This window comes from uncultured Campylobacter sp., assembly GCF_905372745.1.
Taxonomy (GTDB): Bacteria; Campylobacterota; Campylobacteria; order Campylobacterales; family Campylobacteraceae; genus Campylobacter_A.
On record NZ_CAJPQR010000002.1, the window covers coordinates 67,831 to 88,192 of the forward strand.

Consider the following 20,362-nt stretch of genomic DNA (forward strand, 5'->3'; position numbering starts at 1 on the left):
CGCTTTTTACCCAAGCCCCGCCCTATCTTTGGCCGCTTGCGTGATTTCCTCTTCGTAGTCGTAGTATTCAAACGTTGCACCGTGTTGAAACGCGCCGTTTAGGATGTCGCCGCTTTGGCGATTTTTGAGGTCTATCTCGGCGATCTTAAAGCCGTCCAGCGTCTCGCAAAACTCCCTCAAACGCGACGGCGGATTTTTGAGCTTTGTAAACAAAAAGCAAAATCCGCTCCCGCCGTTTCGCCCTACGCGCCCGCGCAGCTGGTGCAGGCTCGCTAGTCCTAGCCTCTCTGCGCCCACGATCACGATCGTGCTAAGCTGCGGCAGCGAGATACCGACCTCAACAACCGTCGTCGAGAGTAGCACGTCTCCGCGCTCGCGAAATTCGCGCAGCACCTGCTCCTTTTCTTTGTCCTTGCCGTGCGTGACGTAGACATTTGTAAAATTTGTCCGCCAAAACCCCTGCGCTTCCTCTAGTCCCTGATAGTTCGAGTTTTCGCTGCTCTCAACCAGCGGATAGATCACGGCAACCTGCTTGCCTTTGGCGATTTGCGATTTGATATGCGTCAGTAGCTCGCCAAAGTTCGCGCTTTGTAAAATTTGCATATGGATGTGCTTTTCAAAAGGCATCTGCTTTAGAAAACTAAACTCCGCGAAGCTGCTTTGTATCATGCTTAGCGTGCGCGGGATCGGCGTCGCCGAAAACTGCACCACGTGAGCTCTGGTCTCATTCGCCGCTTTTGTTTGTTTATTTCTTTTTTCGGGCTCGGTTGCGGTCGAATTTGCCCGCTCGCCGCTGTCAAATTTACCGCTAGATTCGCCCTCCGCCCCGTCAAGTTGCGTCTCTTGCCCAAGCCCTCCGCTAGCTAGAGCGTTGATTTTCTCGCGCTGATTTGAGCCGAAACGGTGCTGCTCGTCTATCATAACTAAAGGCGCGGCGGGCAAGCTTTGATAGAGCAAAACATGCGTGCCGATGATGAGATTTACGCCGTCAAATTCAGGCTTGTCGCCGCTTTTAACAAGCAAAATTCGCATAAAATCAGGCAGCAAACGCGCCGCCTCGGCGTAAATTTGCTCGGCCAGTATCGACGTGGGCGCCATGATGAGCGCAGGGCCGGGATAGACGCTAAGCGCGGCAGCTAGCATAACAAGTGTCTTGCCGCTACCCACATCGCCCATCACGACGCGCCGCACCGCCTCCTCGCTGCTAAAGTCCGCACGCAGATCAGCGATGGCATTTAGTTGGTCATCCGTGGGCGCAAACGGCAAATTTTTAAGCCACTCCGAGATATCAAAAAGCTTGATTTTAGGCGCTTTAAAATGCGTTTTTTTGACGTTTAGCTTTTTTAGGTAGTTGTAAATTTCGACGAATTTTAGCACCTCTTCACCAGCTTTTTCTCGCACGAGAGCCTCTAGCATCGCCACGCTTTTTTCGTCTCCTCTGTGCAGATCTAGCAAAAACCGAGCCTCCTTAGGCGCGAGTCCCGCCTCGATCAAATTTGGCAAATTTACGTATTTTTGGATCAAATTTTTAAACGAATCGTCTCTGAGAGAAAGCTTGTATTTGGGTATGATTTCGTTTATTTTCGTGACAATTTTTGGATTTGTTAGCTGCCACGAGCCGTAGGCGTAGGCACATTTGCCGCTTACAAATACGCTTTTGCCGACCTTAAAAGCGCCGTGATGCCAAGGTTTGGCGTTAAAAATCACGATCTTTACGCTTTGCCCCCACGCCTCACACCAGCATACGGCGTGCAGCATTCCGCCTTGGCGATACGCGCTTTTTATCTCCACGGCGACGCTCACGTACCCGTCTTTTGGTGCGGCGGCTAGACTCGTATCCTCGAAGCTTTTAGGAAGCTTAAGTGCTAGATCGAGCAGAGTGGTTACGCCGATTTTTTTTAGATTGATTCTGTCTTTTTCATCAAATTTCATTGTAAAGCACGGCAAAACTGAGCTTTTCTATCTCCGCGTGCTCCGCGATAAACGCGTTTAGCTCGGCAAGCTTTAGCTTCGAGATTTTTTCTAGCTCGTCTTTAAAATTTCCTAGTTTAAAGCCGTTATAAAACTCGCTCTGAGCGATGTTTAGGCGGTTAAAAAGCGTCTCTTGGCGTAGCGGCTGCGAGCCTAGCAAAAATCTTTTAGCCTGCGCTAGCTCGCCAGCCTTTACGCCGTTTTTGACGAATTTTGCAAATTCGTCTTTTACGACTGCGACCGCCTCGCTTCTGCTCTCATTTTTGGTTTGTAGATAACCCCAAATTTGCGAGTGGCTCAGCGCAAATTCGCTCCTAGCATACGCCGAATACGCTAGCCCTCGCTTCACGCGGATCTCCTCCATCAGCCTACTGCCAAAGCCGCCCTCGCCCAAAATAAACGTCGCTACTTTGGCCTTATACCGCTCCTCACGGGAAACGTCAAAAGGCGCGCCAAAGTAAATATAGGCTTGCTCGCTAGGCTTGATGATGGCTTTTTCGCCGCATTTTTCATCTGTTTTTAGTAGTTTTAGCTTGCGCGCTTCGCCATGCTTTAGCGAGCTTAAAATTTCGTCCAAATTTAGCTCCCCCGGCGCCACTTCGCCGCCGAGCACTACAAATAAATTTGCTAGATCAAGCTTGCTAGAGATGAAGTTTTTAACGTCGTCTAGCGTGATACTCTCCACGCTTTGCTTCGTGCCGATGCTAGGTCTTGCTAGATTCGTACCGGGATAGAGTAGTCCGTTTAGCGCGACTCTAGCTAGATAGTCGTAGTCGCTTTCATTGCTAGATATCTCGCCCAGAGTCAGAGTTCGAACCTTTTCAAAGCTTTTTTGGCTTAAATTTGGCTCCTCTAAAAGCTCTTTTAGCTTAGCAAGCGCAAAAGAAAAGTGCTCCTTTAGGCAGTTTAGCTCAAACGCAAACGTCTCAAATCCCGCGCTCGCGTAAAGGCTGATCGCGCGCGTTTCAAGCTCTTTGGCAAAGCCTGCCGCACCCTTGCTTAGCGTGCCTTCGTCGAAAATTTTCGCGACGAATTTAGCAAGTCCGGCCTTCTCCTCCGCGCAAGCTCCGGCAACCTTGAAAATGAGCTTTAGGCTCACCGCTGGCAAGGTTTTGCTCGCCTCGTAGACGGCCGGGATTTGTAAATTTGCGGCTTTTAAATTTATGATTTTCATCAATAAAACCTTTCTAAAATATCATAATTAGTATTGCGTTTGGCGGGTTTTTCGCCGATGTCTTTGATGAGGCGTATCATCTCGTCTTGATTCATACGGTAGCTAGCGCCGGCGGCCTTGACGACGTTTTCCTCCATCATCGTGCTGCCTAGGTCGTTTGCGCCAAACAGCAAGGCTAGCTGCCCGATGTAGCTGCCCTGCGTGACCCAGCTGCTTTGGATGTTTGGTACGTTGTCTAAAAACAGCCTAGATACCGCAAGCAGGCGCAAATAACGATTCGAGCTTTGCTTTTTGATCTCGGGATGCTCGGCGGCTAGGCGCGTGTTTAACCCCTGAAAGCTCCATAATATAAACGCTCTAAAGCCGCCAGTCTCATCCTGCAAACTCCTAATGTGCTCCCAGTGCTCCACGATCTCGCGCGTGGTTTCTACCGTACCAAACATCATCGTAGCAGTCGTCTTTAGCCCCTCTTCGTGCGCCTCGCGGTGGATGCGTAGCCACGTTTCTACGTCGCATTTTTTAGGCGCGATTACGTCGCGGACGCGGTCGCTGAGTATCTCGGCTCCGGCTCCGGGCATCGAGTAGAGACCCTTTTCTCGCAGCCTACGAAGCACCTCCCTGGTGCTAATGCGCGAGATCCTAGCGATATAGTCGATCTCGACCGCGGAAAATCCGTGAATCGTGATACTTGGATATTTTTTTGCTATAAACTCCACGAGATCCTCGTACCACTCGATTTTTAGTTTCGGATGCACGCCGCCTTGAAACAAAATTTGCGTCCCGCCGATAGCGATGAGCTCCTCGATCTTTTGCCCGATCTCGTCAAAGCTAAGCACATAAGCGTCCTCGTCCTTGTGATCGCGGTAAAACGCGCAAAATTTGCAGTCCACCCAGCACGCGTTCGTGTAGTTGATGTTTCTATCTACGATAAAGGTCGTGACGCCGTCAGAGTGCAGCTCGCGCTTGCGTGCTAGAGCCATCGCTCCAAGCTCGTTTAGCTCGGCGTTTTCTATCAAATTTACCGCCTCGTCCACGCTTAGTCTATTCAAATTTTTCCTTTAAATTTTTTATGCGAGTTTAGCGAAAAACGCTTTTATCTTTGATAAAAGCGTTTTTTAACTTCTTGCGGATATCGTTTCGCGCCTCAAAAAAGGGAAAAGACGCAACCAAGCTAAGAAATTTAGCCATTTGGCGCTAGACGGGGTGTTGAGTCTCGTTGCGTCATAAAACAGCCCGACCGCAGAGACGGCCGCAACGGGCTTAGGCATCGCCAAGGTAGGCACTATGGTCCGCACCGTCGCAGATAGACGCCTATATAAACCGCGGCGTAAATTTGCCGCGGCTTTTTAAATTTAACCCGATTTATAAAGCTTCAATTTGATAAAATCGCGAGACATTTTACCAAAGGAGAAAAGATGAAAAATTTAATTTTAGCTGCGATTGCGGCGCTGTTTTTTGCAGGCTGCGCGGCAAACAAACCGGCTCCTGCAGAGCAAAACGCGCAGGAGTATCGCCACGCTACGCAGATAAAAGACGCTAGCTGCGCCCAGGCTCACGGCGCGATAAAAGAGTGCCCTCATCACGGAAATCACGGAGCGGACAAAAATCTCGGCTGTAGCGGCGAGAGCGCCAAATCAAAGCCGTGCCCAAAATGCGACGCGAAAGCGCAAGGATGTGCACAACATAAAGAGTGCACTCATCACGGCAAAAGCCGCGCAAGCGACGAAGCGCACGCCTGTCCTCATCACAAACACTAAAATTTAAATGCGGTCAAGGTCAAATTTGATCGCTTTCTCCATCAAATTTAAGCCTGCAAAAGCACGCAGAGGGTCAAATTTTAATTTATTTATAGTTAATTTAGATATTTAAAATTTGAGTTTATAATTCCTTTATTAATTCAAAGAAGAAAAAATGATCAAATACCGGGTATTTATAGGCATAAGTATCACGCTAGTGGCGGCTGCAACTTCGCTTTTAAAGCTAAGCTGCAGCTTTGCAAAGCCCTTATACGCCGTTGGTTCGCTTGTTTTATTCGGGATTTTATTCTACCTGCTTGCGATATTTTAGGCACATTCCCATGGGTATCGCTTACGCGATACGGTCCGAGGCGGGCATAGTTCTCATCTCGGCGATAGCTTATTTTTTATGTGGCAAAAGCTTGATTTGCCCGCAATCATCGCCATAGACATGATAGTAGCCGGAGTGGTTGTTATAAATTTATCTTAAATGAGCGTTAGTGACTAAACGTATATTAAATTAAGCTAGCCGTTTGTTAAATTTGGCTAGATTTTAAGTTTACGAAGAGAAACCAACTTTTTTGATTTTAAATTTTAAACGAGAATTTTATAAAAGTTGTAAAAACGGCAACCGTATTTTAAACTGCACCGTTAAAGGTTAATTTTATTGCAGGCAAACGCGCAAATCCAGTCGCAGTCGTTTGCCTTTTTGCAATTTTATTAATAGTTACCCAAGCCGATTAACCTTAGCTTGCCCAGTTCGTTTACTCGCCTAAAAGCCGCTCAAAACCAGGTACGAATTTCGTCGGCGAAAACTCGGTAATTTCATATTTTGCGATACCGTTTTTAAAAAACGGATCTTGTCCGATAATCTCGTCAAGCTCCGAGCGATCTTTAATGTTTGCCAAGATGATGCCGCCGCTACGCGGGATTTTACGCCCCGAGCAGATAAATTTATTTTCTGCGTAAAATTTATCCAAAAATGCATTGTGTTCGCTTATGAAGCTATCTACTTCGCTTAACTCTTTAACATAAGTTAAATTTACGATAAACATTTTGACTCCTTGAAAAATTTAAAAGCGTTTTTAAACCGCAATAATAAAAATTTAATCCCGCTGTAAAACGACTTTATTGCCTTTGGTGCCAAGCACGCGCACTTTCGAGCCCTCGGCTAAATTTCCGTCATAGCGCCACAAAGTACCTTTAAAATAAACCATGCCCTCTCTGATCTCGCCCTCGCCGCTCTCGTTTAAAAAGTCGTCCTTAACTTCGCTTTCGTGCCGGTTAAATTTAGCCTTTAAAGGCTTTCTAAGCGCAAAAAGCAGAACTAATGAGACGATAGCGATGAGTAAAATTTGATACTCCCAAGCGATATCGACAAAAAATCCAAGCACTCCGACCGCTAAAAATCCAAGCCCGAAAAATAGCACGAAAAAGCTACCGAGCATAAACTCGAGCATGATTAGGCCCACGCCGGCAGCCAGCATCAAGTACGCGGGTATCATTTCGCCGCCCTAGCGCCCAAAAAGTCCTTTAAGACGCTTAGAGAGCCGATAAGCTCGGTCGCTTCGTAAGGGACTAAAATTTTATCTTTCGAGCCGTTTTTGGCTAGCTCGTTAAAGGCTCCGACGCGGTCGCGCGCGAGCAGGAATTCGGCTGCTTTTGCGTTTTGCGCCATGCTTTCGTTTATCATGTCCATAGCCTCTTTTTGAGCCGTGGCTAGCGCTATTTGCTCGTATTTTTTCGCATCGGCCATACGCTCGATGGCTTCGGCTTGCAATACTTTTTCTTGCTTTAACGCCTCGGCGTTGCGGATGAGCGCCTCTTTTTCAGCCTGCGCTTTTAGCTCGATCGCACGTTTTTCTCGCTCGGCTTTCATTTGTAGATTCATCGCTTCTTCGATGCCTTGAGGCACGGAGATCTCGGAGATCTCGACGCGCATGATCTTTACGCCCCAGTTATCGGCGGCGTCTCCGAGCGCTCTTTGCAATGCGGAGTTTAGGCGGTCGCGCGAGCTAAGCGTGTCATCGAGGTTCATAGCGCCTATCTCGCCGCGCAGCGTCGTCATGGCTAAATTTGCGATCGCGCGCTTGTAGCTATCGACGTTATACAGAGCCATTTTGCCGTCCACGACCTTTAAAAACACGATGCCGTCGACGCTGATATTTACGTTATCTTTGGTGATGACTTGCTGCTTGGTTATATCTACTAGCTGCTCTCTTACCGTGATTTCGGCACGGATCTGATCGACAAAAGGGATGATGATGTGAAATCCGCCGTCAAGCACCTTGTGAAATTTACCCAAACGCTCGACGATGTAAATATCAGACTGCGAGATGATCTTAATACCGGCTTTTAAAAACAAGACCGCAAAGGCCAGCACGACCACGGCAAATACGATAAACGGGATGCTCTCTTCCATGACTACTCCTTAAAATATTTTTCATCATTTTAGCCGCTTTTTGCTAAAAAATCGCCATTTTAGCGGAAAATTTTTAGTATAATTAGCCAAAATTTTAAGGATAAATCATGAAAAATATTTTATTTTTGGCAGCGGCTGCGATGATATTTGCAGGCTGTGCGGCAAGCGACGGCGCAAGTGCGGTAAATAGCAAAAAATGCGGCGGTACGGAGGTTTTTGAAACGTGCGGTGCTGAAATAGATAAGGAAAATTTGATCGGCGTTTACGAGGCCAAGGTGCTTTGCGACGGATGTAGCGAAAACTCAAAAAGCACGCTAACGCTCAACGCGGACGGCACGTTTAAAATCGACACCGTTTATCAAAAAAAGATCGCGCAAAGAGAGCTACAAAATGGCAAATACGAGATAGAGGGCAACACCCTAAGAGTGACGAATCAATACCGCGAAAAGCTAAATTTCGAGATTAGCGGCGATACGCTACGCCAGATAAGCAACCAAAACAGCTTTATCAAAGAAAATTTTGCCCAGGAGCGCATCTACAAAAAGCTAGAAGCCAACTAAGCAGCAAATTTAGCGCTCAAATTTGACCCGAAGCCAAAATGAATAAATTTATAACCCTACTAAAAACGCAGCCCGTTTTCGCGCGCCTCTCGCTCATACAACTGATTTGCTATTTTGGCGTTTGGTTCTCGCACACGGGCATTTTCACGCTGCTTATCGAGCTTGACGCGCCCGTTTGGGCGATCACGGCGGCAGCAGCGCTTGCTTTCGTGCCGGGCGTGCTGCTATCGCCTTTTAGCGGTATCGTGGTGGATAAATTTAGCCCTAAACCTATGCTAATAGCGCTCACGGTCGTAGAGATGGCGACGGTTTTTATGCTCGTTTTTATTGACAAGCTCTCCTTGATGTGGCTACTATTTGCGATAATATTTATCAGAGTCGGGGCCGGCGGAACGTATTTTCAGGTCGAGATGAGCTTGTTTCCTAAAATTTTAAACAAAGACGACCTAAAAACCGCAAACGAGATCCACTCGCTTATCTGGGCATTTTCATACACCGCAGGCATGGGGCTAGCGGGCATTTATATCCATTTTTTCGGGATAAAAAGCGCCTTTTTGCTAGACTGCGCTCTTTACGGCGTAGCACTCATCGTCCTGCTTAAAACGGACATCGCCGTGCGAGCCAAAAAAGGCGGCGAAAGAGTCCGCGAGATGCTAAAAAACGGCCTAAAATACGTAAAACAAAATCCGCTCATCGCACATCTCATCATGCTACACGCCGTTGTGGGCGTAACCAGCTATGACGCGCTCGTGGCTCTGCTAGCCGACTATCCGTACGCTGGCCTGCTCTCGGCATCGCTCATCATCGGCTACATAAACGCCTGCCGCGCCGTCGCCCTTATCGTCGGTCCGCTCGTGCTTAGCAAATTCGTCTCAAACGCAAACCTAGTCTATATCTACGCCGGGCATGGCCTTGGCGTCATAGCATGGAGCGCGCTGCAGTTTAACTTTTATATCGGATTTATAGGGATTTTTTGCGCGGGATTTTTCACCTCGACGCTTTGGAGCTACACCTACACGCTCATCCAGCAAAAGTGCGATCCCGCATTTTACGGCCGTATCATCGCCTATAACGATATGGTTTATCTAGGCGTCGCGGCGGTGATTTCTAGCGGCATAGGACTTCTTTTTGAGCTAGGACTTAGTCTCTGGCTGATCACTGCGCTAATAGGCTGTATGTTTTTTGCCGGAGCGATTTATTGGCTATTCGTGCGTAAAATTTACAAAGACGAGCTAGCATAAATTTGATTTGCGGCGCGGGTTTGGCAAGTGGCAAATTTGCCGTCCACACCAAAAATGCAGCCGTCCGCTCGCGTCAAATTTAAGCAAATTTGAGCCGAATTTGACCTCAAATTTATCTCGCTCAGGCCTTGGCGTAATAAGTCGTTCCGTTTGAAATATGTTTTTTATAGAGCGTCGTAAACGGCACCAAATCGGCATGTCCGACGTAGAGCCTGCCGTGATCGCTCAAAATTTTATGAAAGCGCTCGACGGTTTTTAGCTTAAATTCCTCGTTAAAATAAATCATCATATTTCGCGAGAAAATGATGTCGAATTTGCCCAGCTTAAAGATCGCGTCGTCAAAGATATTTGCCACGCTAAACTCGCATCTAGGCAGCATCTCGCGCTTGATTTCGTACTTGCCGTCGCGTTTTGTGAAGTAGATATTTTTTTGATTGTCGTTTAGGCGGTGCAATGAACGCTCGTTATAAACGCCCTTTTTACAGCTATCGATAGCCTCGGAGTTTATGTCGATACCAACGATAGTGACGCGATTTACGTCAAGCAAATTTGAGTGTGCTAGCATACCTAGTGAGTACGCCTCGTCGCCCGTCGAGCACGGCGCGCACAGTATACGCACGCTATCAAGCTCCTCTCTAGCGTAGTAGATCGCGGCTTGTAGCTGCGGCAACTCTCTGTAAAAATAAGTCTCGTTCGTGGTGATCAAATTTACGATTTCTTGCCTCATAAAGCGGTCTACGACGACTTTTGAGCTTAACGCTTCAAAGCTTGGAATGCCGCTTGCTTGGCAGAAATTTATTAGGCGCTGCTTTATCATGTCCTTTTTGGACTCCAGATCCACGCCGCACATATTTTTGATAACTTCGACGAATTTATTTAGCCCCGCCGCATCGCTAGGAGCGGGCGTCAAATTTGCATTTTCAAGCATGTAAAAACCTTTCCAGTTCCGCTCTTATACCGCCGATGGGTAGCGACCTTAAATTTGCGTTGATTTCTTTCGCGCGTTTTGGCATGCCGTAGACGATCGCGCTCTCCTCATTTTCGGCGATGCATTTAGCGCCGGCTTTATATAGCTCGTTTAGCCCGCGCGCGCCGTCGTCGCCGATGCCAGTTAGCAGTATCGCCATGACGTCGGCAAACTTACAAGCCTGAACGCCGGAGTGAAAAAGCACGTCTACGTTGGGGTTATACGTGGTCTCCTTTGCCGGCGAGCACATGCCGGCCGTTAGGGGGCTAGCAGAGATTATCTCGGAGTTTTTTTCGCAGATATATATCGCGCTTTTTAGCTGCGTGGGCGCGCCTAGCATCGCGACCTGCGCCGCGCACTCCTTGTCAAACTGCGAGATAAAACTAGGGATGAAAGCCAGGCTCATATGCTGCGCGATAACGACGCTAGCTCCGTTTAGCTCAAGCCCTTTAAAAAGCCTTTTTAAATGTCCCGGACCGCCCGTCGAGGCGCCGACTAAGACCAGTTTTTGTTTCAAATTTATTCCGTTTTTCAAGTTAATTTTACGGCTATTTTATCTTTATTTATATTAAATTTAGCTATAAGGCAAAATACATAAAATAATGCAAATAATTTTATGATAACTGGGTGCTGCGGCAAATTTTGGACGAGATTTTTGCGCTTGCAGTAGCGGCGGAATAGTCGTCAATTTTACTTGATAGCGGGCGGTTTTATTTTCTTTAGATGAGGCTCTTTTTTATCGTGCGTTACCGCTTTTTCTAGCGCGTATTTTGGGTAGTTTGCACCTTTTGAGCCGTTACCGCTAGCAAAAACTAGAGCCGAAAATAAGATCAACAAAGGCAAGGCTAAAATCGCTATTATCCCGACCGTCTTTTTCATTTAAATTGCCTAGTTCGCGCTCAAATTTGCACTTGCGATAAGCCTGCCCTCGCTTCTACTTTGCCGCAAGCGCCCTATTTTTTATTCGTCATTTGATACAAAAAGTTAAAGATTTCGGCGACTGCTTTATAGAGATTTGGCGGGACTTCCTCGTTTAGATCGACCTTGCTTAGAACCTCGATTAGATCGGCGTCCTCTTTGATTGGGATATCGTGAGATTTGGCTAGATTTATGATGTTTTTCGCCACTTCGCCCGAACCCGTAGCTAGCACCTTTGGAGCATTATCTTTTTGGCGGTTGTAGCCAAGAGCCACGGCTTTTTTAGTTTTTTGTACTTTTGCCAAATTTACGCCTTTTTATCAAAGCCCATATCAAGCTTATCCAGACCGCCGTAAACGCCGCTAAGACGCAGTTTAGGTATAGTTTTTAGGCTAAAATTCGACACTATCAGCCCCTGCTCGCCGATAGCCCTTTTTAGCTCCTTTGCGCCGCTTAAGATGAGCTCCTTAAACTCCTCTTTTTGCGTCGCGATCGCAAGGTCGATGTATTTGTTTTCGCTAAGCGCCACCATGATGTTGATTTGGCCGAAATTTTGAAAATTTAGGTCGATTTGCGCGTAGTGTTTTTGCTTTTTACCCTGCTTAAACCTGATGTTTCCGCCCTCTACGCCCTCCCAGACGTATGGCAGATAGGTCTGCACGCCGCCTGCGACCGCGGAGGCTAGCTGGTGCATCTCGATTTGAGCGAGTAGCTTTGAGGCGGCGTCTTTTACGGAGCTAGCGTCAGAGGACTTTGACTGCATGTTTAAAAGTGCGCTTTTTACGTCGTTTTGCAGGACTTTCGCCGTCTCTTCGGCGCTTTTTGGCGTCACGGCGCCAAGCTCGCCGCGGGCGATGTTTTGCTGTTTTATTAGCTTGCCGACTTCATCTAAGTTGTTTTTTGCTTCAAAGCCGGCTTTATCGGCGATTTGCAGGGCGAAATTTAACTTTCTAGCCGCATTTTGCAGCTTGTCTTGCAGCGTCGCGCCCTCGCTTCCTTCCGCGCCGTCTCGGACGATTTTTTGCGCGAAATCGTTAAATTTATCCTGCGAGGCCGCAAGCGCGCTAAGCTCGTCCGTTAGATCTTTTATCGCGTTTTTTAGCTCGGCGAAATTTAAAGCAAAGCCTCTGTTTTGACTTAGTTTTTCGCTGTTTAAATTTTGCATTTTCTCGCCCGCGTTTGCTAGTAGCTGCGAGACTTTATTTAGCTCGGCGTTTAGCGTTTTTTCGTTTAGGCTTAGCCCGCTGCCGCTCATGGCGCTTGCTTGTTTATCCATAAATTTAGCCGCATTTTCGAGCTTGTCAGCGATCTCAAAAAGCTGTTTAAAAGGCGAGCCCGCTAGCGTATCCTTGGCTGCGGTTTTAGCGTTTTGTAAAATTTGATCAAGCCTTGCAAAGCTCTCGTTCGTGCTTAGGCTGTCATCCTTAGCCAAGGCTGAAATTTGCTCCAAAAGCTGCTGATTCGAGAGATTTTTTATATCGCCAAACAGCTTATTTATCGCGCTAGGTAGGTTAAATTTGCCGTTTAGCGCGTCCTTTAAATTTGCCTCCAGCATGATGCCCGAGTTTTTTATCTGTTCGTTTAGCGGCGCGCTTTTTATGTCGGCGACGGGTTTTAAAAACTCCTTTAGCTTAAGCGCGAATTCCTTTAGGTCGGGCTCATTTTCGGCAAGCGCGACGAGGCTTTTCATATCTTTTGCGAGATTTGGCGAGAGCTGGAGATTTTTAGCCTGCGCGGCCAGCTCTTTGGCCTGCGTAGGGCTTGATTTTAGCTCGTCTAAAAGCTTATTTACGAGCTTGTCTAAATCCTTTACGGCGTTATCTGCGGCTTCGGAGCCTAAATTTTGCGAGGGCGCGGGCTGATTTTTAAAAAGATTTTTGGTTTCGCCCGCCTGACCCGTCTGTCCGGCGTTTGCGCCGCCTACTCCGCCTGTTTTGGGTAGCGCGCCGCCGACTGCGGCTTGGGTCGCGATTTGCGAGCTTATAGCGTTATTTACTGATTCCATACGGCTATATCGTCAAATTTGAGATTTTCATTAGCTATTGGCCATCGTGCCGGGGCTATGCTCAAAGCCTCGCCTGCTTTCAAGCGGAACGGTCTTTTGCGTGAGGCAAAACGCGATGAGAAACGCAAGCAGCGCCGCATAAACCCACATAAAGCCGTCAAAGCCTAAAATTTTCATACTAGCGCCCATTATCACGGACGAAAGAAGTGAGCCGAAAGAGTAACTAAAAAGCACGGCGCGCCCTACTTCGATGCCTTGATTTTTATGTTTTAAAACATCGTTGGCGCGAGCAAGCGATAACGCATAGAGGCAAAAAGCGCCGGAACCCAAAAAAAACGACAAAACGTACTGCGCGTAGATGGAGGGCTTAAGCGCCAAAAAACAAATAGCCGCAAATAGCGACACGCCCGCGCAGCACATTATCGCGGGGCGGCGACCGAATTTATCCGAAAAGCCGCCGATGAGAGAGTGAGCGATAAAGCCGCCCGCCATTGCGACGGTCATAAAAAACGAAACCTCCCTCGCGCCGTATCCTTGCAGCAGGATATAAACGCTAGCCATCGCAAAAAAGCCGTTTATGAGGATGCCCGCTACGATGCTGGTAATGAGCGCCAAAGGCACGAGCGCAAAGACCTTCGGGATAGAGACGCTCTTTTTTTCGGGGATAGGCGGCTCTTTGATGCGGATTAAATTTAAAGGAATACTCGAAAACAAAATAAACGCCGCGCTAAGCAAAAGCACGTGCGAAGTGGATAAATTTAGCGATAGCACGAGGATACCCAGTCCAAAACATACGTAAAACGTGATCTCGTAAAATGCCAGTACTCGCGAGCGCACTTCGTTTCTAGCGCGCGCGTTGAGCCAGCTTTCGATTATCATTAAAATCGAGTAGTAGCAAAATCCCAAACACCCGCGCAAAAACGCCCAAAAATAGAGATTTTGGCTAAGGTCGTGAAACATCGCCGCGATACCAAAAAGCGACGCAAATATCCCAAAGCTCCTGATGTGGCCGACTTTTGAGACGATTTTATGCGAAAATATCGTAGCTATCATAGCTCCAACGAAAAATACCGCGATAACAAATCCCGTCTCTAGCTCGTCCGCGCCCATTTTTTTTAGCTCGACGCCCGCAGAGCTGATGATGAGGCCGTTTCCCACAAACAAAAACGCCATCCCGACGAATAGCGCAAACATCGATCTAATCGTTATTATCGAGCTATTTCTCATTGCTTTTTACTCCATATATCAAAGCGCCCGCGGGCATCGCCGCAAGCGCGATCAAAAACGCGGCGATATCAAGGTTGTCTTGTCTTTTTAGCGCCAAAAATCCGACGACCAAAACCGCATACGCGATCAGCCGAAAAGGCACGAAGGCGGTGAAATAGTTGGGCGAATTTTGCTTTAAATTACGCGCGAAATTTTGCTTTTTTGACGGCTTAGTTTCGCTGTTTTGATTTGATTCGTTTAAATTTGACTCATTTGCCCGGCTTAAATTTGACTCGCCGCTTTGGCCTGCGCCGCTTAAATTCTGCTCGTCAAATTTGCCCTGCGCGGCTTCGTTTTGTTCTGTTGCCGCGTCAAATTTAACCCGCTCGTTTTCGCCGTTTAAATTTAACTCCGCCGCCTGGTCAAATTTCGCGTCCGCTTTTACCGAGCCGTCCAAATTTGACGCATCTAGTCGCTTAGCATTTTCGCAGTGCGGGTCATGCCCGTCAAATTTAGACTCAGCGGGGCGGTCCGGAAACTCCTCGTGATTTTCGCCCCACTCGTCTATGTCGTCATCTGCGGAGGCGTCATAGTCTCGCACGCCGTTTTCTACGCGTTTTTTGTAGGCTCTAAAGGTCGCCGCCAGCACCAAAAGCGAGCCCGCAAACGCGACCTGCGAGCTGTAAAACCACGCGCGGCCAAACACCGCCGAGCCCAGCAAGAGCAAAGCCTCAAACGCGCCGTAAACGGCAAGGAGCCTAAAAATCACTCATCGTCCTCGTCGTCGTCTTTCGCGGGTTTAAATTTACCTTTATCTTTTAGCTCGTCAAGGCTTTTTATCTGCGCGTCGTAGGCCTTTTTGACATTTAGCGCGGCTGCGGCGATACCGACGGCTATGCCCGCAAACAGCGTCCACGTCCAGCCCGTTTCCTTCATCGCCCAGTAGCCAAACCCGGCCCCGATAGCAAGCGCCACGACGATAGAGATGCCCAAGCTTAGCTGCTCGGCGCCTTTTACGATCTCGCCTAAATTTATCCTAGCCATCAGACAAATCCCCAACTGTTTTTTATCTGCTCTTTTATCTTTTCTCGCTCTAGTTTTGCCTCTTTTAGCCGCTCCTCCAGCTCGGCGATCCTGGCTTTTACGCCTTGCATCCTCTCGTGCTCGTCGTGCATCTCGTCCGTGATCTCGTCAAAGCTCTCGTCTGCGGCCCTAACGGCAAAAACTATATCCTCGTCGCTCATCGCCTTGCAAACAAAGCCCGTCTCAAACTGGCTAGGCGCTAGATAAACGCCGCGTTTTAGCATACTTGCGTGAAATTTGGCGTATAAATTTACGTCGCTTTTTAGCGCGTCGTCGTAGTTTTTGACCTCGTTTTGATTAAAGAAAAACCCGAACATCGAGCCTCGCACCGTCGTTTGCAGCGCGATACCGTGCTTTTTAGCGGCCTCGGCAAAGCCTCTCATTAGCAAATTAGCCTTTTTACTTAGCTCGGCGTATAAACCGTCGTCGGCAAAAATTTTACTTAGGCTCGCGATGCCTGCGGCCATAGCTACGGGATTGCCGCTTAGCGTGCCTGCTTGATACACTGCGCCTAGCGGACTTAGGCAGTCCATGATAGCGGCTCGTCCGCCAAACGCCGCCGCCGGGCAGCCTCCGCCGATAACCTTGCCAAACGTTACTAGATCGGCCTTTATACCGTTAAATTCGAACGATCCGCGCCTGCTCGCGCGAAATCCGCTCATGACCTCGTCAAATATCAGAACTGCGCCGTTTTCGTCGCAAAGGCGTCTAAGCCCGCTTAAAAACTCGTTGCTAGCAGGCACTAGCCCCATATTTCCGGCGATAGGCTCGATGATTAGAGCGCCTATTTTGCCCTTATTTGCCTCAAATATCGCCCGTACGCTTTCTAAATCGTTGTAGCGCGCTAGATACGTGTTTTTTACCACATCGGCAGGCACTCCGCCGCTTGAAGCATTGCCGTACGTCGTAGCGCCGCTGCCCGCTTTTACCAAAAGCGCATCGCTATGCCCGTGATAGCAGCCTTCAAATTTTATCAGTCCGTCCTTGCCGCTAAAGCCGCGCGCTACGCGTATCGCGCTCATCGTGGCCTCGGTGCCGGAGCTTACGAAGCGTACTTTTTCTACGTTTTTAAACTCGTCGCAGATTAGTTTAGCTAGCCTTGTTTCTAAATTTGACGGGGCGCCAAAGCTAAGCCCCTTTTTAGCCGTCGCTATTACCGCGCTCTCGATATCCGGGTCGCAGTGTCCAAAGATGAGCGGTCCCCAGCTCTGGATGAAGTCCAGATAGCGGTTTCCCTCGATATCGACTAGATACGCCCCCTCGCCGCGATCTACTATAAAAGGCTCGCCGCCGACGCTACCAAACGCGCGAACGGGCGAATCTACGCCGCCAGGGATATAAATTTTGGCTAGTTCAAAAGCTTCTTTGTTCGTCATTTTTTATCCTTGTTGAAATTTATCACGTATTCGTAAAGCAAATTTATCTCTTCGTCGGTTAAAAAGTAGCTAGGCATCATGCTCCTTGCGCCAAGTACGCCTTTTTTAAACGTCTCTAAATCAAGATTATTTATCCTAGGAGCTACCAGTTCTTTTTCCTCTTTTACTTTTGTTTTTTTATTTTCTTCTTTGTATTTTGCGATCACGCTGCCCTCGCCGCCGCTGCCGTGACACTTGTCGCAGCCGATGCCGCGCGGGTTTTGATAGAGCATCTTCGCGTATTCGTTTTTCGTGATAAAATCGCTCGCAAACGCCGCGCCGTAAAGTAGCGCTGAAATCAGCCAAATTTTCATAAATTCTTTCGCTTTTTCGTAAATTTAATCTAAAATTAGCTATCATACAATCTTTGCGATTAAAAAGTAATAAAGGACGAAAATGACGATATTAGATGGAAAAAACGTAAGCGCGCAGGTAAAAGAAAGAGTAAAAAACGAAGCGCTAAATTTGAAAAATCAAGGCATAGAGCCTGCACTTGCGGTGATACTGGTAGGCGAGGATAAAGCCAGCCAAACCTACGTCGCGGCAAAAGAAAAAGCCTGCATAGCCTGCGAGATAAAAAGCGTGATGCACCGCTTGCCCGAGTCTACGACGCAAAGCGAGCTAATCGCGCTAATAGACGTGCTAAATTTAGACGACGGCATCGACGGCATATTAGTGCAGTTGCCGCTACCAAAGCACATAGATACGAATAAAATTTTAGAAACCATTAGCCCCGCAAAAGACGTGGACGGCTTTGCCGCGATAAACGTCGGCAAGCTAGCTAGCGGGCTTGACGGGTTCGTACCGTGCACGCCGCTAGGCATAATGGAAATTTTTAAAGCATACGATATAAATTTAGAGGGCAAAAACGCCGTCGTGATCGGACGTAGCAACATCGTGGGCAAACCGATGGCAAATCTACTGCTAAACGCCAACGCGACCGTAACCGTGACGCATAGCAAAACGCGAAATTTAAAAGAAATCTGCGCGGAGGCCGACATCCTAGTGGCTGCTATCGGTAGAGCCGATTTCGTAACGGCTGATATGGTAAAAGAGGGCGCCGTCGTGATCGACGTAGGCATAAACCGAATGGACGACGGCAAGCTAAAAGGCGACGTCAAATTTGACGAAGTAGCTCCAAAATGCTCGTTTATAACGCCCGTTCCCGGGGGCGTAGGCCCGATGACTATCGCGATGCTACTGTCAAACACCATAAAATCGGCCAAAAACCGCGCGAAGAAGGCATAAATTTTGAAAAAAGCGTTTAATAAATTTTTAGATTTTTCAAACAGCTGGACGGGCACGGTCGTCATCGTCTTGCTCGTGATTTTCTTTGTCGCGCAGGCCTTCGTGATACCGTCTGGTTCGATGAAGGATACGCTTTTAGTCGGCGATCATCTTTTCGTTAAAAAATTTAGCTACGGCATCTCGACTCCGCGCATTCCGTGGATCGAGGTCAAGGTTTTGCCAGATTTTAACGGTAACGGTCATCTCATCGAGGGAGCAAAGCCGCAGCGCGGCGATATCGTGGTTTTTCGCTATCCGCACGATGAAAAGATCCACTACGTCAAGCGAAATTTCGCAGTCGGCGGCGATGAAGTGATATTTACGGAAAAGGCGCTATTTTTGCATCCGCACGAGGGCGAGGAGTTTATAAAGGCAAATTTCGACGAAAAAGATATCGTTAAACTAGGAGGCAAACTTTTCGTCAAAGAGCCCTATAAATTCGGCGGCATCCACTACGACGAGAAGGTAAATTTATTTGATTTAGCCGTAAACTACCTAAACGCAAGCAAATTCGCCATGCAACCCGTTATCGTAAACGAACTACCAAGCGTAGGCAACTATCCGTTTAACGCATTTTATTTTCAGGTCCCTGAAGGCGAGTTTTTTATGATCGGCGATAACCGCGACCACTCAAACGACAGCCGATTTTGGGGGTCCGTGGCCTACAAAAATATCGTCGGCAAGCCTTGGTTTGTATATTTTAGCTGGGACGACGAATACAAAATCAGATGGAACAGAGTCGGCAAGAGCGTGGATTTTATACAAAACTCGCCCGAGCTGCTAAACGCCGCCAGAGCAGAAGCTAAAAACGACGGAAACAAGATCGAATGAACCTTGACAGTATCAACTTCGCTCAGGTAGCGATCCTAGTCGCCGTACTCGTTATATCCGTCGTCGGACACGAGATCGCGCACGGATACGCAGCGTTTAAATTCGGCGACTTGACCGCCAAAAATTTGGGGCGGCTCAGCATAAATCCCATAAAACACGTCGATCCGCTAGGCACTATCGTCGTGCCAGCACTCATGTACCTTAGCACGGGAGTGACGTTTGGCTGGGCTAAACCCGTACCCATAAATTTGCGCACGGTGCTTTATAACGGCGGCTACAAGGCTGCTATCGTCGTCGCGCTTGCTGGCATCGCATACAACCTTGCTCTTTTTGCGCTAGCGTTTTGCCTATTTAAATTTATAGGCTTCGAGGGATTTTTTGACGGCGCGATAGCGGAGTTTGCATTTATGCTTGCAGCCGTAAATTTAGTCCTAGCTCTCTTTAACCTCTACCCTATCCCGCCTCTTGACGGCTCAAAGGCGCTTGAGTATTTTTTGCACATTTTCGGGCTTCACGGCGCGGCAAACTGGCTAAATAGCATGCAAAGATACGGCTTTATCGCGCTAGTTATCATCGTGATCTCGCCGTTAAAAGATTACTTTTTCGAGCCCATACGATATGCCGTGGCGATCATGAGGATGTTTTTGTAAACGGCAAATTTTAAAATTTAGCCCAAATTTCGCTCCTAAAGGCTCGCGGCGAAATTTTACTTTAATGCTTTTTTGCTATAATTAAGCATTTTTTAGCTTATGGAAATTTCATGAAAATAGACAAAATTTTTATCGCGAGCGACCACGCGGGCTTTGATCTTAAGGCGCAAATTTGCGAGCTTTTAAAAAACGAAGGTTTTGACATATGCGACCTAGGAACGCATAGCAAAGATAGCGTCGATTATCCCGATTTTGCCGAGCTTCTAGCGCAAAATTTACGGCACAAAAACCAATACGGCGTGCTAATCTGTGGCACGGGTATCGGCATCAGTATCGCGGCCAACCGTCATTCGCACGTTCGCTGCGCTCTTTGTCACGACGTCACCACGGCAAAACTAGCGCGCGAGCACAACGACGCAAATGTGCTAGCCATGGGTGCTAGAACTATCGGCGACGCCGTAGCTGCTGATATGATAAAAGCCTTTTTCGCTACCGAATTTGCCGGCGGCAGACACGAAAGGCGCGTGAAAAAACTAGGAGGCGAGAAATGACCGATTGGCTCGTACTTACGATTTTGATCTGCATTTGTATCTATCTCACCGTGATGGTGTTTTACTTTAAAACCTTGCTTAAAAAAGAGCGCACGACGCGCGATTTTATGAAAAACAATCTCCAAGATACCGAAGTCGTAATTCGCAAGTTACAAATCCAGCTCCAGCGCGGCCTTGGCAACATCGACATACTCACCGACGAACTAAACAAAGTCAAAAACGATGCCAACGCCCTTCGCACCAGAAACTCGCAGTACCGCCTGGAAAACGACAAACTCCGCCAGCGCATCCGCGAGCTAGAGGGCAAAATCGAAGCGCTACTATAAATCAAATTTAAAGGCAAAA

General features: G+C 47.9%; 25 protein-coding genes. 9 read left to right on the forward strand and 16 right to left on the reverse strand.

Going from position 1 to position 20,362, the window contains the following annotated elements; all coding sequences use genetic code 11:
* Window positions 1-6: 6 nt before the first annotated feature.
* Genes QZ157_RS01065 through QZ157_RS01075 form a run of 3 tightly spaced genes read right to left on the reverse strand, consistent with a single transcriptional unit; the run spans window position 7 to window position 4,194 of the window.
* Window positions 7-1,932 (reverse strand): DEAD/DEAH box helicase, encoded by a 1,926-nt coding sequence (locus QZ157_RS01065; RefSeq protein ID WP_295140660.1) that lies wholly within the window; start codon window positions 1,930-1,932, stop codon window positions 7-9.
* Window positions 1,922-3,145, reverse strand: coding sequence for a pitrilysin family protein (locus QZ157_RS01070; protein ID WP_295140663.1), 1,224 nt, complete (start codon window positions 3,143-3,145; stop codon window positions 1,922-1,924). Before QZ157_RS01070 ends, QZ157_RS01065 begins: the two co-directional genes overlap by 11 nt.
* Window positions 3,145-4,194: a dehypoxanthine futalosine cyclase gene (locus QZ157_RS01075; protein WP_295140666.1), complete on the reverse strand. Its 1,050-nt coding sequence runs from the start codon at window positions 4,192-4,194 to the stop codon at window positions 3,145-3,147. Before QZ157_RS01075 ends, QZ157_RS01070 begins: the two co-directional genes overlap by 1 nt.
* Before the next feature lie 366 nt (window positions 4,195-4,560).
* Here QZ157_RS01075 and QZ157_RS01080 point away from each other — a divergent pair, with 366 nt between their 5' ends.
* Both QZ157_RS01080 and QZ157_RS01085 read left to right on the forward strand, forming a co-directional pair.
* Entirely contained in the window at window positions 4,561-4,902 is a 342-nt protein-coding gene (locus QZ157_RS01080) for a hypothetical protein (protein WP_295140668.1), read from the forward strand.
* 154 nt (window positions 4,903-5,056) lie between these two features.
* Window positions 5,057-5,212 carry a hypothetical protein gene (locus tag QZ157_RS01085; RefSeq protein ID WP_295140671.1) on the forward strand — a complete coding sequence of 52 codons (156 nt, stop codon included), beginning with the start codon at window positions 5,057-5,059 and terminating at the stop codon, window positions 5,210-5,212.
* A 433-nt stretch (window positions 5,213-5,645) separates the two neighbouring features.
* Here QZ157_RS01085 and QZ157_RS01090 read toward each other — a convergent pair whose 3' ends face one another.
* The 3 genes from QZ157_RS01090 to QZ157_RS01100 are packed head-to-tail and all read right to left on the reverse strand — an operon-like array spanning window position 5,646 to window position 7,303.
* Window positions 5,646-5,936 (reverse strand): YciI family protein, encoded by a 291-nt coding sequence (locus tag QZ157_RS01090; RefSeq protein ID WP_295140673.1) that lies wholly within the window; start codon window positions 5,934-5,936, stop codon window positions 5,646-5,648.
* Between the two features lie 51 nt (window positions 5,937-5,987).
* A complete protein-coding gene (locus QZ157_RS01095; protein ID WP_295140676.1) occupies window positions 5,988-6,386 on the reverse strand; it encodes an NfeD family protein in 399 nt (132 codons plus the stop codon).
* On the reverse strand, window positions 6,383-7,303 hold the full coding sequence (locus tag QZ157_RS01100) for an SPFH domain-containing protein (protein WP_295140679.1): 921 nt from the start codon (window positions 7,301-7,303) through the stop codon (window positions 6,383-6,385). The genes QZ157_RS01095 and QZ157_RS01100 overlap by 4 nt, the downstream gene beginning before the upstream one ends.
* Window positions 7,304-7,410: 107 nt before the next feature.
* Between QZ157_RS01100 and QZ157_RS01105 the strand changes: the two genes are divergently transcribed.
* Both QZ157_RS01105 and QZ157_RS01110 read left to right on the forward strand, forming a co-directional pair.
* Entirely contained in the window at window positions 7,411-7,863 is a 453-nt protein-coding gene (locus tag QZ157_RS01105) for a copper resistance protein NlpE N-terminal domain-containing protein (protein ID WP_295140681.1), read from the forward strand.
* A 38-nt stretch (window positions 7,864-7,901) separates the two neighbouring features.
* Complete coding sequence (locus QZ157_RS01110) at window positions 7,902-9,104, forward strand: MFS transporter (RefSeq protein WP_295140684.1); 1,203 nt, start codon at window positions 7,902-7,904, stop codon at window positions 9,102-9,104.
* Between the two features lie 121 nt (window positions 9,105-9,225).
* Here QZ157_RS01110 and QZ157_RS01115 read toward each other — a convergent pair whose 3' ends face one another.
* The 10 genes from QZ157_RS01115 to QZ157_RS01160 all read right to left on the reverse strand — a co-directional run bounded on the left by QZ157_RS01115 (window position 9,226) and on the right by QZ157_RS01160 (window position 17,012).
* Window positions 9,226-10,032, reverse strand: coding sequence for a protein-glutamate O-methyltransferase CheR (locus QZ157_RS01115; RefSeq protein WP_295140687.1), 807 nt, complete (start codon window positions 10,030-10,032; stop codon window positions 9,226-9,228).
* Window positions 10,025-10,588: a CheB methylesterase domain-containing protein gene (locus QZ157_RS01120; RefSeq protein WP_295140690.1), complete on the reverse strand. Its 564-nt coding sequence runs from the start codon at window positions 10,586-10,588 to the stop codon at window positions 10,025-10,027. Before QZ157_RS01120 ends, QZ157_RS01115 begins: the two co-directional genes overlap by 8 nt.
* Before the next feature lie 173 nt (window positions 10,589-10,761).
* Window positions 10,762-10,950 (reverse strand): hypothetical protein, encoded by a 189-nt coding sequence (locus QZ157_RS01125; protein ID WP_295140692.1) that lies wholly within the window; start codon window positions 10,948-10,950, stop codon window positions 10,762-10,764.
* 74 nt (window positions 10,951-11,024) lie between these two features.
* On the reverse strand, window positions 11,025-11,294 hold the full coding sequence (locus QZ157_RS01130) for a FlhB-like flagellar biosynthesis protein (protein ID WP_002948585.1): 270 nt from the start codon (window positions 11,292-11,294) through the stop codon (window positions 11,025-11,027).
* A 2-nt stretch (window positions 11,295-11,296) separates the two neighbouring features.
* Complete coding sequence (locus QZ157_RS01135; protein WP_295140696.1) at window positions 11,297-12,994, reverse strand: flagellar hook-length control protein FliK; 1,698 nt, start codon at window positions 12,992-12,994, stop codon at window positions 11,297-11,299.
* Between the two features lie 30 nt (window positions 12,995-13,024).
* Window positions 13,025-14,221, reverse strand: a complete 1,197-nt coding sequence (locus tag QZ157_RS01140) for an MFS transporter (protein ID WP_295140698.1) — start codon at window positions 14,219-14,221, stop codon at window positions 13,025-13,027.
* Entirely contained in the window at window positions 14,211-14,969 is a 759-nt protein-coding gene (locus QZ157_RS01145) for a potassium transporter TrkA (protein ID WP_295140701.1), read from the reverse strand. Before QZ157_RS01145 ends, QZ157_RS01140 begins: the two co-directional genes overlap by 11 nt.
* Window positions 14,966-15,244, reverse strand: coding sequence for an AtpZ/AtpI family protein (locus QZ157_RS01150; RefSeq protein ID WP_295140703.1), 279 nt, complete (start codon window positions 15,242-15,244; stop codon window positions 14,966-14,968). Before QZ157_RS01150 ends, QZ157_RS01145 begins: the two co-directional genes overlap by 4 nt.
* Window positions 15,244-16,659 (reverse strand): glutamate-1-semialdehyde 2,1-aminomutase, encoded by a 1,416-nt coding sequence (gene hemL, locus QZ157_RS01155; protein ID WP_295140705.1) that lies wholly within the window; start codon window positions 16,657-16,659, stop codon window positions 15,244-15,246. Before hemL ends, QZ157_RS01150 begins: the two co-directional genes overlap by 1 nt.
* Window positions 16,656-17,012: a c-type cytochrome gene (locus QZ157_RS01160; protein WP_295140708.1), complete on the reverse strand. Its 357-nt coding sequence runs from the start codon at window positions 17,010-17,012 to the stop codon at window positions 16,656-16,658. The genes hemL and QZ157_RS01160 overlap by 4 nt, the downstream gene beginning before the upstream one ends.
* An 82-nt stretch (window positions 17,013-17,094) precedes the next feature.
* Here QZ157_RS01160 and folD point away from each other — a divergent pair, with 82 nt between their 5' ends.
* The 5 genes from folD to QZ157_RS01185 all read left to right on the forward strand — a co-directional run bounded on the left by folD (window position 17,095) and on the right by QZ157_RS01185 (window position 20,343).
* A complete protein-coding gene (gene folD, locus QZ157_RS01165; RefSeq protein ID WP_295140711.1) occupies window positions 17,095-17,946 on the forward strand; it encodes a bifunctional methylenetetrahydrofolate dehydrogenase/methenyltetrahydrofolate cyclohydrolase FolD in 852 nt (283 codons plus the stop codon).
* Window positions 17,947-17,949: 3 nt separating this feature from the next.
* The gene (gene lepB, locus QZ157_RS01170; RefSeq protein WP_295140713.1) at window positions 17,950-18,816 is read left to right on the forward strand and encodes a signal peptidase I; all 867 of its coding nucleotides are present in this window, start codon (window positions 17,950-17,952) and stop codon (window positions 18,814-18,816) included.
* Window positions 18,813-19,466 carry a site-2 protease family protein gene (locus QZ157_RS01175; RefSeq protein ID WP_295140716.1) on the forward strand — a complete coding sequence of 218 codons (654 nt, stop codon included), beginning with the start codon at window positions 18,813-18,815 and terminating at the stop codon, window positions 19,464-19,466. The genes lepB and QZ157_RS01175 overlap by 4 nt, the downstream gene beginning before the upstream one ends.
* A 110-nt stretch (window positions 19,467-19,576) precedes the next feature.
* Window positions 19,577-20,017 carry a ribose 5-phosphate isomerase B gene (rpiB, locus tag QZ157_RS01180; protein WP_295140719.1) on the forward strand — a complete coding sequence of 147 codons (441 nt, stop codon included), beginning with the start codon at window positions 19,577-19,579 and terminating at the stop codon, window positions 20,015-20,017.
* Window positions 20,014-20,343 (forward strand): hypothetical protein, encoded by a 330-nt coding sequence (locus QZ157_RS01185; protein ID WP_295140721.1) that lies wholly within the window; start codon window positions 20,014-20,016, stop codon window positions 20,341-20,343. Before rpiB ends, QZ157_RS01185 begins: the two co-directional genes overlap by 4 nt.
* The last annotated feature ends 19 nt before the right edge of the window (window positions 20,344-20,362 follow it).

Bases quoted from the DNA above. Each gene is read 5' to 3' on its own strand.
- QZ157_RS01065 (WP_295140660.1), bottom strand. From the start codon at position 1,932: ATGAAATTTGATGAAAAAGACAGAATCAATCTAAAAAAAATCGGCGTA.
- QZ157_RS01070 (WP_295140663.1), bottom strand. From the start codon at position 3,145: ATGAAAATCATAAATTTAAAAGCCGCAAATTTACAAATCCCGGCCGTC.
- QZ157_RS01080 (WP_295140668.1), top strand. From the start codon at position 4,561: ATGAAAAATTTAATTTTAGCTGCGATTGCGGCGCTGTTTTTTGCAGGC.
- QZ157_RS01085 (WP_295140671.1), top strand. From the start codon at position 5,057: ATGATCAAATACCGGGTATTTATAGGCATAAGTATCACGCTAGTGGCG.
- QZ157_RS01090 (WP_295140673.1), bottom strand. From the start codon at position 5,936: ATGTTTATCGTAAATTTAACTTATGTTAAAGAGTTAAGCGAAGTAGAT.
- QZ157_RS01095 (WP_295140676.1), bottom strand. From the start codon at position 6,386: ATGATACCCGCGTACTTGATGCTGGCTGCCGGCGTGGGCCTAATCATG.
- QZ157_RS01100 (WP_295140679.1), bottom strand. From the start codon at position 7,303: ATGGAAGAGAGCATCCCGTTTATCGTATTTGCCGTGGTCGTGCTGGCC.
- QZ157_RS01105 (WP_295140681.1), top strand. From the start codon at position 7,411: ATGAAAAATATTTTATTTTTGGCAGCGGCTGCGATGATATTTGCAGGC.
- QZ157_RS01110 (WP_295140684.1), top strand. From the start codon at position 7,902: ATGAATAAATTTATAACCCTACTAAAAACGCAGCCCGTTTTCGCGCGC.
- QZ157_RS01115 (WP_295140687.1), bottom strand. From the start codon at position 10,032: ATGCTTGAAAATGCAAATTTGACGCCCGCTCCTAGCGATGCGGCGGGG.
- QZ157_RS01125 (WP_295140692.1), bottom strand. From the start codon at position 10,950: ATGAAAAAGACGGTCGGGATAATAGCGATTTTAGCCTTGCCTTTGTTG.
- QZ157_RS01135 (WP_295140696.1), bottom strand. From the start codon at position 12,994: ATGGAATCAGTAAATAACGCTATAAGCTCGCAAATCGCGACCCAAGCC.
- QZ157_RS01140 (WP_295140698.1), bottom strand. From the start codon at position 14,221: ATGAGAAATAGCTCGATAATAACGATTAGATCGATGTTTGCGCTATTC.
- QZ157_RS01150 (WP_295140703.1), bottom strand. From the start codon at position 15,244: ATGGCTAGGATAAATTTAGGCGAGATCGTAAAAGGCGCCGAGCAGCTA.
- hemL (WP_295140705.1), bottom strand. From the start codon at position 16,659: ATGACGAACAAAGAAGCTTTTGAACTAGCCAAAATTTATATCCCTGGC.
- QZ157_RS01160 (WP_295140708.1), bottom strand. From the start codon at position 17,012: ATGAAAATTTGGCTGATTTCAGCGCTACTTTACGGCGCGGCGTTTGCG.
- folD (WP_295140711.1), top strand. From the start codon at position 17,095: ATGACGATATTAGATGGAAAAAACGTAAGCGCGCAGGTAAAAGAAAGA.
- QZ157_RS01175 (WP_295140716.1), top strand. From the start codon at position 18,813: ATGAACCTTGACAGTATCAACTTCGCTCAGGTAGCGATCCTAGTCGCC.
- rpiB (WP_295140719.1), top strand. From the start codon at position 19,577: ATGAAAATAGACAAAATTTTTATCGCGAGCGACCACGCGGGCTTTGAT.
- QZ157_RS01185 (WP_295140721.1), top strand. From the start codon at position 20,014: ATGACCGATTGGCTCGTACTTACGATTTTGATCTGCATTTGTATCTAT.